General features: G+C 64.6%; 13 protein-coding genes. 2 read left to right on the top strand and 11 right to left on the bottom strand.

Translation table 11 applies throughout. The features are described 5' to 3' along the window. Positions 1-56: 56 nt before the first annotated feature. From rplJ to ACQR3T_RS22045, 6 genes are all read right to left on the bottom strand, one after another. On the bottom strand, positions 57-638 hold the full coding sequence (gene rplJ, locus ACQR3T_RS22070; protein ID WP_032380459.1) for a 50S ribosomal protein L10: 582 nt from the start codon (positions 636-638) through the stop codon (positions 57-59). A 345-nt stretch (positions 639-983) separates the two neighbouring features. Beyond that, positions 984-1,460, bottom strand: coding sequence for a class F sortase (locus ACQR3T_RS22065; RefSeq protein WP_428694833.1), 477 nt, complete (start codon positions 1,458-1,460; stop codon positions 984-986). Between the two features lie 122 nt (positions 1,461-1,582). Next, entirely contained in the window at positions 1,583-2,371 is a 789-nt protein-coding gene (locus tag ACQR3T_RS22060) for a CHRD domain-containing protein (RefSeq protein WP_428694832.1), read from the bottom strand. 190 nt (positions 2,372-2,561) lie between these two features. Next, on the bottom strand, positions 2,562-3,974 hold the full coding sequence (locus tag ACQR3T_RS22055; protein ID WP_428694831.1) for a VC0807 family protein: 1,413 nt from the start codon (positions 3,972-3,974) through the stop codon (positions 2,562-2,564). Continuing rightward, a complete protein-coding gene (locus ACQR3T_RS22050) occupies positions 3,971-4,579 on the bottom strand; it encodes a TetR/AcrR family transcriptional regulator (protein ID WP_428694830.1) in 609 nt (202 codons plus the stop codon). The genes ACQR3T_RS22055 and ACQR3T_RS22050 overlap by 4 nt, the downstream gene beginning before the upstream one ends. Before the next feature lie 91 nt (positions 4,580-4,670). Further along, entirely contained in the window at positions 4,671-5,264 is a 594-nt protein-coding gene (locus tag ACQR3T_RS22045) for a GNAT family N-acetyltransferase (RefSeq protein WP_057475497.1), read from the bottom strand. 237 nt (positions 5,265-5,501) lie between these two features. Between ACQR3T_RS22045 and ACQR3T_RS22040 the strand changes: the two genes are divergently transcribed. Continuing rightward, positions 5,502-6,035, top strand: coding sequence for an RNA polymerase sigma factor (locus ACQR3T_RS22040; protein ID WP_428694829.1), 534 nt, complete (start codon positions 5,502-5,504; stop codon positions 6,033-6,035). Further along, positions 6,032-6,766 carry a hypothetical protein gene (locus tag ACQR3T_RS22035; RefSeq protein WP_428694828.1) on the top strand — a complete coding sequence of 245 codons (735 nt, stop codon included), beginning with the start codon at positions 6,032-6,034 and terminating at the stop codon, positions 6,764-6,766. Before ACQR3T_RS22040 ends, ACQR3T_RS22035 begins: the two co-directional genes overlap by 4 nt. Here the strand turns inward: ACQR3T_RS22035 and ACQR3T_RS22030 are convergent. The 5 genes from ACQR3T_RS22030 to ACQR3T_RS22010 are packed head-to-tail and all read right to left on the bottom strand — an operon-like array spanning position 6,748 to position 12,319. Continuing rightward, a complete protein-coding gene (locus tag ACQR3T_RS22030) occupies positions 6,748-8,988 on the bottom strand; it encodes an MMPL family transporter (RefSeq protein WP_428694827.1) in 2,241 nt (746 codons plus the stop codon). The genes ACQR3T_RS22035 and ACQR3T_RS22030 overlap by 19 nt on opposite strands. Continuing rightward, complete coding sequence (locus ACQR3T_RS22025) at positions 8,985-10,145, bottom strand: hypothetical protein (protein ID WP_428694826.1); 1,161 nt, start codon at positions 10,143-10,145, stop codon at positions 8,985-8,987. Before ACQR3T_RS22025 ends, ACQR3T_RS22030 begins: the two co-directional genes overlap by 4 nt. Continuing rightward, positions 10,142-10,846, bottom strand: a complete 705-nt coding sequence (locus tag ACQR3T_RS22020) for a phosphatidylserine decarboxylase (RefSeq protein ID WP_428694825.1) — start codon at positions 10,844-10,846, stop codon at positions 10,142-10,144. Before ACQR3T_RS22020 ends, ACQR3T_RS22025 begins: the two co-directional genes overlap by 4 nt. Before the next feature lie 35 nt (positions 10,847-10,881). Further along, positions 10,882-11,079, bottom strand: coding sequence for a hypothetical protein (locus ACQR3T_RS22015; protein WP_032380451.1), 198 nt, complete (start codon positions 11,077-11,079; stop codon positions 10,882-10,884). Position 11,080: 1 nt separating this feature from the next. Further along, on the bottom strand, positions 11,081-12,319 hold the full coding sequence (locus ACQR3T_RS22010) for an SDR family oxidoreductase (protein ID WP_037171751.1): 1,239 nt from the start codon (positions 12,317-12,319) through the stop codon (positions 11,081-11,083). Positions 12,320-12,402 lie beyond the last annotated feature (83 nt).

The raw sequence follows: 12,402 nt of genomic DNA, 5'->3' as shown, positions 1-12,402 counted from the left end.
GATCCGCGACTTGGTGTTGGTGGTGTGGAGCTGAGCTGTTCGCCAATACCAGCGGATCAGCTTTCGGCGGGAGCTTCCGCCGGTGCTTCTGCTTCTGCAGGTGCCTCGGCTGCGGCGGGTGCGCCGGCAGCCTTCTTCTCCTGCAACGCGAACGCCAAACGCGCGAACTGCGATGCGGGAGCGTTGAACAGGCCTGCAGCCTTCGACAAGTTGCCCTTCATGGCGCCGGCGAGCTTGGCCAACAGGATTTCGCGCGACTCGAGGTCTGCGATCTTGTTGATCTCGTCCACGGACAGCGTTGCGCCGTCCATGTAGCCGCCCTTGACGATCAAGGCCTTGTTGTCCTTTGCGAAGGCCTTGATGGCCTTCGCAGCGTCGACCGGCTCGCCCTTGATGAATGCAATGGCGGTCGGTCCGACGAACAAATCGTCGAGGCCGGTGATACCGGCTTCGGCAGCTGCGCGCTTGACCAGGGTGTTCTTGGCGACGGAGTACGTGGCACCTTCGCCGAGCGCACGCCGGAGCTGAGTCAGACCGGACACCGACAGGCCACGGTATTCCGTGACGACGGCAGCCGTCGAACCCTTGAACTGTTCGGTGATCTCCGATACTGCTGAGACCTTTTCGGGCTTTGCCATACTTCGCCTCCTCTCGTGGGAAGTTGTGTCGATCGCGAGAGGGCCGGAAAACGACGAACGCCCCGGCGCAAGAAGCACACGGGGCGTGAACGAGCGGGCAACCGCGAGGGCTGCATACAGGTTCCCTACCTCGTTCTCCTGCGTGGGCCGTCCGAAGCGATCTCGGACCTTCAACCGCGCAACTCCCGGAAGCGAATCCTTCGAGAAGGCGGTGACCAACGGTCTTGGGTAGAACTTGATTGGGCGATCTGGATCGGAGTGCGAGCACTCGTGATCCGAACCGTCGACCAGACTACAACACTCTCGGTGTCAACTCCAAAACGCCGCTTCCACCGAATCCACCCGCTACTGCCGCACCCCGTACACAACCAGGTTCCGCTCGTAGCTGCCCACGGACCTATCGAAGTCACCCGAGCACGTGATCAATCGGATCTCGTCGGCAGCCACCGCTCCGAAGACGAGGGCCGTCGGGAACTCCGCTTTGCCGTAGTCGCCGATCCGATCGACACGGTAGTCGGCTCGACCACCCGTCTCGTCTGCCACCGTGACGACATCTCCCGGTCGCAGCTCGGACAATCGATCGAACACCGCGGGGCCGGTCGTGGAATCGACATGGCCGGCGAGCACTGTCGGACTCCCGATCACGCCGGGCCGACCGCCGCCGGTGAACCATCCGACGCCGTCGTAGTCGCTCGGTACCTGCATCTGCCCGTCCCCGGTGAGACCGAGGCCGATCAGAGGCTCGTCGAGTTCGATGGTCTGGGCGCTCAACCGTGCCGGGGCAGGCCACACCGAGTCCACCACGGGGGAGGGAGTGGACATGCCGGACGACGGCTGCGAGGAAACGGGCACAGCCGGCGGTGGTGGAGCGGCAGGTGGTGATGGTTCGGCGGTACAGCCCGTCACCACCACCACTGCCGTCAGAGCAACCAGATGCCGGTATCTCAGCTGCGTGCCGTCCCGTTGCGGCGAGCTACCAACGTCACTCCCGCGATCGCCGTTGCACCCAGGACTACTGCACCCAGGACTACTGCGCCGAGGGCTACCGCGCCGACGAGGGGCACTGTGGAACTGGTCGCGGAATCGGATGCCGCCAGCGCGGAACCGCCACCTCCGGTCGCGACGGATCCGACCGGAATCTGGGTCAGCTGTCCGCGCACGGCCCCGGCCGAGAAGTCGACGGTGTGGGTGTCGGCGGCGAAGCCCGCCGGGTTGGCTTCGATCTGGTCCAGAGTGAATCCGGTACCGCTGTCGGCGCTGGCCCCGGCCGGCGTCAGACCGGTGGTGAACGGTCCCTGCATGCAGCCACTGCTGGTTCGTGGGCCGTCACCGATCGGAGTCGGGTTCGGGAAGGCCAGCCGCGGCGGCCCGGCGGCACCCGTTGCAGCCTGGTGAAGGTGGGTAGAGGTCTTGGCCGGGCTCATGTAGTCGCCGGTGACGCCGTCGAGCGCGATGTCGTAACACACGATGTCGAGGTCGGAATTGACACGCAGCGTGAAGGTTCCCGTTGCGCCAGGCTGACCCGGAGTGGCCACACCCTCGCCGTTGAGGACCTGTTCGGGGGTTGCCATTGCAGTGAAGGCACTGGTGAACGAATCCGGTTCGGCAACAGGGGTATCGGCACCGGCCGGGGCGGCGGTGAACAGCATCAGCGCGGCGGCCGTGCCACCGACGACTGCGGTGGAGGTGCCGCGGACGGACAGTGCCGGGCGGGTGATCGAGCGTCTGGTCATCTCGTGTGCCTTCCGTGGGAGTATCGGGCAAGCGAGCCCGTGCAGAGGAGTACGACCGCTGATGCCACGATGTTCAAAGCTCGGTAAAGAAATATTCCAGTCCCGGATATGACGCCCGGGTGTCCGGCCGGGCGACATCGTCCCGCTGACCGAGGGGCTCCGATGGACCGCAGATGCCGGTCTCGTCGAGTCACGAGCCTGCGTCACTCGGAGCGGCCGCACCTTCTCGATGTCGTTGCTGCCGCAACAGCGTCCAGGTGCCGGACCTTGTCAGATGGATGTTGGTGACGACCTGTGGCGCCACCAGGGTGACGATCCAGAGGATGCCCGACAGGGCCGGCACCCGGTCGATCGGCAACATGACCGCCATCAGCATTCGGATCATCGCGTCGAAGAACAGAGCACCCGCCCAGATCAACGACGTCACCCGCCAGGCACGTCGGAACCCAGGCTCGTTTTCCCACAACGCTTCCCAGCGGCCAGGATCACCACTCCCGGTCACGTCAGTCGCGCTGGGATGGACGGACCGGTCGAGCAACGGACGGGTCAACCGGTAACTCAGCGGGCGTCGGGCGCGCACGCTGACCAGAAACCAGCAGCCCCACGCAGCCGTCAGTAGCGCGTCCTTGAACAGGAGGATGCGCGGATCGCCGGAAAACTCCTCGGCCGCAGCACTCACCACGAGCACCACCAGGACCGAGCTGCCGAGCGCGTCGATCCGGCGGTGCCGGACGGCCCGGACGGCCCGGACGAGCACCGAGACAGCCGGGATAACAGCACCTGCCAACAACGCGGTTCCGGTGTCGGATCCCCAGTGCCGCAACAAGTAGTACATCGCGATCGGGGCGAGGAGATCAGCGAGCACGGCGACCGACGGAGCTACGGCCGGCGGTCTGTAGCGCCGGAGCAGCACCAGCACGCCGACCGCGAGGCCGATCAGGAGTCCGGTGCCGTGATCGTCCCGCATCATCGTCATCACCACGGCGGCGACAACGACTACCGGCCCACCGATCCGGACGATGCCGTCCGCGCCCAGAGCACGCCGCCCTACCGCAACGGCGACGATCGAGAGGTTCCCGGCGATCACCGATGCTGTCACCCCGCCCAGATCCAAAGCGGTCAGGTAGACGCTGAAGAAGATCGCGTACCAGTGGGCGAACTCGACGGGACGTTGCGGTGGCGCATCGGTCCGGGACGTCAGGACCAAGACCCCGATCAGGGCCGCGACGGCAGCGGAGGAGCCGCCTCCGGTGTCGGTCGGATGCCAGGCGCTGTAGATGGCCACGCTTGCCACACCGCCGACGAGGTAGGCGGACAGCCAGGACATCGCGCCGACTCGACGCTGCACAGCCGTGCCGACCAGAACGATGCCGACCAGGTTGAAGGCGAGCTGTCCCCAACCGTCCGGTTGCACCAGGATCGGGCTCACGGCTCGCCACCACTGGCCCGCCAGCAGCTGCGGCCGATCACGGACGAGTAGGTCCATCAACCCCGGGGAGAGTTGGGCGACGAGGCTGATCAGCAGCGTCACTCCGGCCACGATCGCGGTGAGTACCGGGAAGCCAGGCTGCCGTGGTGCCTCGGGGGTCACGGGGCTGGTCACGACTCTCGCCAGTCGGTTCGGTCGGCCCTGAGTGCGGTTTCGAAAAACTCCGTCATATCGCGGGCATAAGCCACCAGATCGACATCCGGCTCGTGCCGCAGCAGGTGCGGGACCGCTTCGATCGACTGCTGGATGACGGTGGCGGCGACCCGCGGATCGCTCGTGTAGAGCTCGCCGGATCGACATCCGTCATCGATGATCTGTTGCAGCGCTTCGATTCCCGAGGGCCGGGAGCCTGCAGGAACATGCAGCGCACCGGCACCGAGCAGGATAGTGAGCGCGACCATCTCGGCTCGATGATCGGCCATATGCGCCAAGTTTGCCTCGATATAGGCGCGGACAGCGGTCGTCTTCGTCGTTGCCGCGCGGACTCGCTCGGCGACAGCGTGACCGAGATCGGTGATGACGGTGAGCGCGACCTGCGTCATCAACTCGGCGCGATCCTCGAAGTGATACGAGATCATTCGGGTGCTGCTCAGCCCACCACGCCGCACGATGGCCGCGAACGAAGTCCCGTCGTATCCGACCTCGGCGAGCGTGCGGATGGTCGCTTCGATGATCTGGGCCCGACGGCCGCTTGCCCGGTCCGACAGTTTTACTCGCATGAGTAAATACTAGACTCCATCCCTCCTGCCTGCCCGGGCTATTGGATCGGGGGTCCTGCCTGATGTCGACCACAGTGCGGCAGTGTGGATCTCAACCGTAGGCAGAAAATCTGCCGACCTTTCCGGGTTCGACGATCTCGAACTGCTTGGTCAGATCGGTGTGCTCGAGCAGTTCGATCTGCTCGGCGAACTGGTCGCTGACAACGAAGACCGCGGTGCTCAGCTTCCATTCCCCCATCAGCCAGGCGCGCAGCACGTCGAGCAACTTCGAGTCCATACCCGTCTGCATACGCGACTTGCGAACCCAGAAGTAGACAACGACATCGACGGAATCCCACCCGCCCTCACCGGTAGGCGTCACGGTGGCCTTCGTCAGGAACGTCGCATCTGTGGGGAACAAGTAGACGCAGCCCAGGCATTCGTCGGTAACTGGATCGACGACGGTGTAGGTGAAGGCCCGATGCGCTGCATGGCGCTCCTCGAGGCCGACGAGGTCTTCTCGGTTGGCTTCGACGCTGAAGTCATCCTCGGGCCACGTCGCCTGCTCCCAACGCCTCAGCTGTTCCCGCGTCTCCATCAGCGCTGCGTGATCGGCGGGCGCGTCAGCTGGGGTGATCGGGCGGAGCAGGAACTGGTCGGTCCGCAGGATAGTCGGAACCGGCGCGGCCGGATCGGTGAACGACATAGGTGCACCTTTCGTGGACTCGATCCACACGCTAGTCGCGTCCGTCGAACAAATATTCCGAGTCGGGCAGCCCGATCACAAGAGTAGTTGTACTCGCGGTAGGCACTGTTCGAGGCGCGCGCCAGGCACCCCTCTCGGTGGACTACGACCGTTGATGCCACGATGTTCAAAGCTCGGTAAAGAAATATCCCAGTCCCGGATATGAACGCCCGGGCGTCCGTCGACGTAGTCACTGTCATGAGCATCGGGAGCGTGATCGAACTGGACTTCGACGTCGCTGCCGCGTACGACGAGCACGCGTCGGCCATGCTCGGTTTCGCCGTCAATGCACTACGTGACCGAACGCTCGCCGAGGATTGCGTCCAGGAGACGTTCCTTCGCGCGTGGCGAGCGCGATCCCGCTTCGAGCCAGGTCGAGGATCGCTGCGCACGTGGTTGTTCGCCATCGAACGCAACGTCATCGTCGACGTCCAACGGTCGTTGAGCAGAATGCCCAAGTCGGCGTCGGAACGGATCGAGGACGTCGACCGGCAATCGGTTGCGATCTCGCGGGACACCAGCCCCGACGTCGACGAGCGGCTGCGCATCATCGCCGCGCTGGCGCTGCTCTCCCCCGACCACCGACAGGTCGTCGTCGCCGTGCACCTGGCCGGAACGACCTACGCGGAGCTCTCCGAGTCGACGGGAGTGGCCGTACGAACACTGCGCACCCGTGCCTTCTACGCATTGAGGGCGCTCCGAGACCATCTCGCCGGACAGGAGGAAGCATGAACGCCCGAGACGATCGCCGAGCCGAGCTGATCGCCGCTGCCGTCGCCGACGACCTCGACGACACCGAGACCGCAGAACTGCGCGAGCTCGCAGCGTCGGATCCCACCGTTGACACCGACATCGCCGAACTACGCGCGCTGACCGAGACTCTCGGTTCTCGCGGTCCGACCGGACCATGGCTCGAATTTTCGACGTCGCCCGACCTGCGCGAGCGAGTCCTGGGTACGACGGGCGACTCGGCGTGGCGGTCACCTCGTGAAAAGGACGCGCCGCGGTTCGGTGGGCGGCGCAGGTCAGCCGCTCTGGTGGCTGCAGCCGCACTGGTGGGACTGGTGGTCGGCAGTGGCGTCGTACTCGGCGTCGACGCCTTTCGGCCGAAACCTGCGGAGCCGCCTGCCGCGATCACCGGCCCACCGGGGACCCTCGGTGCCTACGAGCAGGTCGCCTTCACCACGAGCGTGCCGAACGTGGACATCGAAGGCGGCCTCGTCGCCCACACGTGGGGCACCGAGACCGTCCTCGACATGGACGGCATCTCCGATCGGGGCCCGTACGAGGTCGTTCTCGTCGATCGGTCGGGCACCGAACTGACGTCCGGCACGTTTCTCGGCAGCGACGTCACTATCGAGTGCCGCATGAATGCAGCCGTTCTTCGCGGCGACGTCACCGAGATCGAGATCCGCAGTTCCGACGGCTCCGTGCTGGCGTCGGCTCAGTTGCCGACCACCTGACGATCTCGCGAACCGGGCCACCAGTTTCGAGCGCCGAACAGCTTCATCATCGCGGGCACCATCATCATCCGAACCAACACGGCATCGAACAGCACGGCCACCGCAAGTGCGAAGCCGAACTGTTGCAACTCGAGCACGTCGGCGGTGAGGAAGCTCGCGAACACCGCGATCATGATCGCTGCTGCCGCGGTGATCGGCCTGGCAGTGTGTTCCAGCCCGTCGACGATCGCACTGTCGTTGGCCCTGTCGGTGTCGGATCTGTCGTTGCGCACGAACACTTCTCGCATGCGCCCGATGAGGAACACCTCGTAGTCCATCGAGAGCCCGAAGACGACTGCGAAGACGGTGACCGGAAGGTACACCTGAATGTAGCCCGGGCTCTCGAATCCGAGGAGCGACGAACCCCACCCCCACTGGAACACCGCCACCGTGGCTCCCAACGCGGCACCGGTCACCAGCACGTTCATGGCCACTGCCTTCACCGGAATCACCACGCTTCGGAAGACGATGCCCAGATACACCAGAGAGAAGGCCAGGACTGCGGCGACGACCCAGAGAAATTTGCTCGATATCTCCGCAGAGGCGTCGACCACCAGCGCGGTGGTCCCACCGACGGACACGTTCGTCCCGTCACGTTCCGCCGCCAGCAGCGCCTGCGATCTGATCGACGTGACCAGGTCGGAAGCGTCGGTCGAATCGATCGGCACCGACGGAACCACGATCAGCAGCGTCCGACCACCGTCCTGCTGGGCGAGTGCGTATTCGACGCGACCATCGGAGCGAACGTGGTCGGCGAACGACGCGACCGTTGCCGTCTGGACCGGATCGAGTGCGCGGTCGTCCTCGCCGGTGAACACGATGGTGATGGGCGAGATGGTGCCGGGAGCGAACTTGTCGGTCAGGACCGCGTTGGCTTTGCCACTCGGTTCGGCGCTCAGCGCGTCGGCTCCGAGATCGACGCCGTACTGAATGGAACCGATCGGTGCGAGGCAGGCGAACAGGACGGCCGCGGTGACGGCGGTGTAGCGCCAGGGCCGTTCGATGACGTGCCGAGCCCATCTCGACCACCACGTGGGGACGGCTGCAGCGTGTTCACCGACCGACGGTGGTTGAAACCGCTGTGGGAGCGACAATCCGGAGATTCTCGAACCCAGGACCGCCAGGATGGCGGGCAGCAGAGTCCACGCCACGACGACGACACACGCCACCGTGAGGGCGACGACGAATGAAATACTCTGCACCGCAGGAACATCGACGATAGCCAACGCGCCGAGAGCAATGAGTACCACCAAGCCCGAGATGACGATCGTGTGCCCGGCCGTTCCCATCGCGGCACCGACGGCCGCGTCCGTGCGGGCACGGCCATCGGGCTCACCCGGAACTGCTCGGTCCATCTCCTCGCGGAATCGGCTGACGATGAACAGCGCGTAGTCGATGCCGAGGCCGAGCCCGAACATCGACGCCACCGTCGTCACCAGCACGTCGAATGTCATGACGTTGGACAGGAGTGCAAAAACTCCGAAGGCGGCCAGCACTCCGATTCCGGTGGTGACGAGCGGAACGATGCCGGCGACCACCGAACCCAGAGCCAGGACCAGCAACACGAATGCGAGGGGCAGTCCGATGCTCTCGGCGCGCACGGCGTCGTCGGATTCGACCTTCGTCAGGTCCACCGTCATCGGGGAATAGCCGGTGACCGCCACCTCGATGCCGTCGCGGGATGCGCCGCCGATCAGCTCCTGGATTCGTTCGGCCACGGCGATGCGATCACGCGGATCGCCGCCGACGCCGACGAACGCCAGCGCCGACGTCCCGTCCGCGGAGATCGTCGGGACGAATCCGGCGCTCTCGTAAGGATCGACGACACGCAATACATCCGGTGACTGCCGCAGCGAGGAGACGACCTCCCCTACCCGTTCGCGAAAGGCCGGGTTCCGGCTGTCGACCGTATCGGAGGTGAACGTGACGACGAGCTGTTCGGACCCGAAGGACGCGAAGTGCTGTTCGACGAGTCGGTCGGCGCGGCTGGATTCGGTTCCGGGTACGGAGAAGTTGGCGCCCACCAACGAGTTCTGCAGCGCGGGATACATAATTGCGGACCCCACTGCGAGCAGCAGCCAGACGGCCAGCACCGCCCACCGATGACGCGCAACCGTTCGGCCCCAACGGTCGCCGATACTGCGCCGGCGTCGGTTGGATTCCAGCACTGCCGACCCGGTCATGTCTGCGGGAGCTCGCGGCTGAAGATTCGGTAGGTCCGGTGCGGTGATTGCTCCATCCGAGTGAGCACCGAACCTTTCATCCAGGGACTGTCGTCGAGTACCGGCGCGGCCTCGACCCTGGTGAATCCGAGATCGCGCATCCGCACCGACATCTCCATGATGAGCAGCGACGACACGGCTCGGTCGGGGCAATCGGGATCGACGAACAACATATCCACACGGACCCCGTCGATCACGTCGGTTCGACCGGGCCGTTTGACGTGCCAGAGCGTCACCAGGTCTCGCAGCCACCTGGACTTCAGGTGCGCCGCCTTGGCCGCGGCCTGATTCACGTCCGGAATGCCCATCAGGAATCCGACGGGCTTACCGTCCAACTCCGCCAGGAGAGTGAGGCGGCGATCGAGGACGGGCAACATCATCTTCAACAGCTCGAACAGTTCGACGAACGACAGCGGCGAGTAGCCCCAGAAGTTCACGAACGTCTTGTTGTAGAGGTCCCGCACGATGCGTGCGTCGCGGCGCAGCGTCCGATACTTCATCGACCGGAACGTGACCTCGGACCGTGCCTTGATCTTCTCGAAAATCTGCATGTGCCTGGCGTATTCGGGACGGTTGTAGATGACGCACGGATCGTCGAACAGGTAGCTGTAGAAGTCCTTGATGCCCACCAGACCCCACTTCTCGAAGTGAGCGGCGTAGTACAGCGGGTTGTGCGGCATTCCCACCAGTGGCAGGACGGGTACTTCGTCGACGACGATGCCCGCGCTGTAGAACATCGACGGCCCGAACGGCCCGGATACGGTGGCCAACCCGCGCGCGGACAACCACGCCGCTGCGGCATCGAGCAGACCTGCCGCGATCTCGTGGTCGTCGATCGCCTCGTAGAACCCGAAGAATCCGATCGACTCACCCGTGTACTCGGTGAAGCTCTTGTCGTGAATGGCCACCACCCGTCCGACAGCGACGCCGTCCTCACGGGCGACGAAAGCACAGGTGTCTCGCGTTTGTGCGATGGCGGCGGGCGGCGAGATCAGGATGCGATCGAGATCCATCGGCTCGTCGGGCAGTCGGTGCGGGTCACCCCGGTACACCAGATCGGCGACGGCCTCGAACTCTTTCCAGTCTTTTCCTGATACGACCTGTTCGACGGTGATCATCGTTCCTTCTCACGAGATGGTGTGTCGGACACGGAAATCGGCGAGCGAGCTACGACGGACTCCCCCGCGAACACGTACTGCCCCGGCCTGGCGGAGATGCTCTCGACGAGTGCGTCCGGCACGAACACGTCGCACTGAGAACCGAATTTGATCATCCCGTACTGCTCGCCGCGTTCGACGGTGTCGCCTACCGCGATGTGCGCGACGATGCGGTTGACCCACAGGTCGGCTATCTGCGTCACCGTCACCACGGCTCCGGACGCATGCTCGACCGACACGGTGAGACGCTCGTTGGTGAGCAGGTAGTCGCAGCCCTCGTCGTACGGAGTTCGCCGCGTCAACAGATTGGCTCCGACCCGGGCCATCGACTTGTTGAACGGTGCCGCCGACCGGTGGCGGCGCATCCCGACGGTGCCCGAGATGGGAATTCGATTGCGGTGCACCGAGTATTCGGACATGTAGATGCCGATGAGATAGCCGCTGTCGGCTGCAGCGACACCGGCGATCTCGTCGAGGGCGATGGTTCGCCCCTTCTTGACTGCGAACGCGGTACTGCCTGCCTCCACCCGTTTCACGTACGTGACGAAGCCGTCTGCAGGAGCGACGACCGCCCGCGGATCGGCGGGCGGTACGCGATGCGGATCGCGAAAGAAGAACCGCGTGCGCCAGTAGACGAACACCGCGAACGGAAGAGCCGTCACCGTAGCGACACCGCCGACCCATCGAGCGACCGACATCAGGTGTGCCGCTGTTCGTCGATGCTTTCCGACCAGCCCACGAACGCGTCGGCCGCTCTCGTTCTCGCTGCGCCGGGCAAGAGTCCGATGAGACCGCAGACGACGTAGAAGCCCAGCGAGAGAACACCATTGGTCACCTCGCGGTGCATCGACACGTCTCGCAGACGTACCGACGTCGGCTCGAATCCGTCCGCCACGTCAGTGAGCGACAGCGGGCGTGAGCGTCTTGAGCTGCGCCTTCTCGAAGTACAGCTCGAACAGTCGGCGGTGATCGCACCACGAGATGTCGTGATCGACAGGCAGAATGGCCTCGGGCTTGTGCACCAGGCGCATCAGCTGATCTATGTTGTCGGCCAGCATCGTCTCGGCGAATCGAGGCGAAATTCGAGAACTGACGCGCTCTTTGAACTCGTCCCAGCTCACCAGGTCGAGTCCGAGCAGCTCGGCGTAGAGGTCGTGTCCGTAACCGGTGGGGTTGCTCGGCAGTAGCCGCGTCAGAGGGTGACTGCGCAGCGCATTGCCGGCCATGACATCGCACATCACGTCCACCGGAACGTAGTTCATTCCCGGGCCGTCCCAGATGGCACCGGCGGCGATGGCCAGTTCGATGATGCGCCAGAAGCTGTACACCCGTCCGGGATCACGGCCGAGTTCGGTACTGCCGAGAATGTAGGGGGCCTCGCACAGGGTGACGGAGTAGGTGTCCGACATCGAGAGCCACCCGAGAAGCGTTGCGTTGACCCACTTCATCTGCGCGTAGCCGGAGTACCACCACGAATCCGGTCGGCGGAAATCCTCGGGCTTCTGGTAGAGGTGAGCACCGATGCTGCCCACGTAGGTGAGGTGCTTGCGCGTGGAGGTGATGCTGAATTCGAGGATGCGTAGCACGCTGACGAACCAATCGTCGCGCAGATCGGCATAACTCTCGGTGTAGTCGGTCGAGCTGGCGCAGTTGAAGATCTGCCCTACTCCCGCTGCCAGATCGAAATAGGCAGCCTTGTCGAGACCGAAACGGAATGCCGTCGGGGTGCCTTCGACGATGCGAATCTTGTCGGTGTCCACCGCGATCTCGTACTGGTCGAACGTGCGCTGAAGACGCTCGAGAGCAGACTCCTCCTCGGTGGGGCGCACCATCGCGTAGACGACCTCCACCGCCGCATCACGCGTCAGTCGACCGATCAGGTGGGCACCGAGAAAGCCGTTGGCACCGAACACCAGCGCGGTCTCGGTGACCGGAGGTGCCATCGCCGCTACCCGGCGGCGGGTTTCCTCGTCGATGTAGGGCCGAAGCGCAGTAGGGTCGCCGTTGCTCAGGGCGACGACGTCCGCGTACTTACCGCCGAAGCGAAGCCCCGGGCATTCATTGGTGATCAGTGCATCTGCGTGCGGCCAGATCGGACGCAAAGATCCGTCTCCGAACAGTGCTTCTACGTGCATTCGCGCTCCCCTGCAACGATCGGTGTCCCATGTCACTTCGGACGGGCTGACGTTAGCAATCGCGCGGGTCACTGACTCGATGA

Origin of the sequence: Rhodococcus sp. IEGM1428, from assembly GCF_050321865.1 — a bacterium.
Lineage (GTDB): Bacteria > Actinomycetota > Actinomycetes > Mycobacteriales > Mycobacteriaceae > Rhodococcoides.
The sequence above is the reverse complement of the archived record's forward strand: the minus strand, read 5'-3'. Positions and strand labels throughout refer to the sequence as shown.

Coding starts and splice junctions, on each gene's coding strand:
- rplJ (WP_032380459.1), bottom strand. CDS start 638: ATGGCAAAGCCCGAAAAGGTCTCAGCAGTATCGGAGATCACCGAACAG.
- ACQR3T_RS22065 (WP_428694833.1), bottom strand. CDS start 1,460: ATGTCCACTCCCTCCCCCGTGGTGGACTCGGTGTGGCCTGCCCCGGCA.
- ACQR3T_RS22060 (WP_428694832.1), bottom strand. CDS start 2,371: ATGACCAGACGCTCGATCACCCGCCCGGCACTGTCCGTCCGCGGCACC.
- ACQR3T_RS22050 (WP_428694830.1), bottom strand. CDS start 4,579: ATGCGAGTAAAACTGTCGGACCGGGCAAGCGGCCGTCGGGCCCAGATC.
- ACQR3T_RS22045 (WP_057475497.1), bottom strand. CDS start 5,264: ATGTCGTTCACCGATCCGGCCGCGCCGGTTCCGACTATCCTGCGGACC.
- ACQR3T_RS22040 (WP_428694829.1), top strand. CDS start 5,502: ATGAGCATCGGGAGCGTGATCGAACTGGACTTCGACGTCGCTGCCGCG.
- ACQR3T_RS22035 (WP_428694828.1), top strand. CDS start 6,032: ATGAACGCCCGAGACGATCGCCGAGCCGAGCTGATCGCCGCTGCCGTC.
- ACQR3T_RS22030 (WP_428694827.1), bottom strand. CDS start 8,988: ATGACCGGGTCGGCAGTGCTGGAATCCAACCGACGCCGGCGCAGTATC.
- ACQR3T_RS22025 (WP_428694826.1), bottom strand. CDS start 10,145: ATGATCACCGTCGAACAGGTCGTATCAGGAAAAGACTGGAAAGAGTTC.
- ACQR3T_RS22010 (WP_037171751.1), bottom strand. CDS start 12,319: ATGCACGTAGAAGCACTGTTCGGAGACGGATCTTTGCGTCCGATCTGG.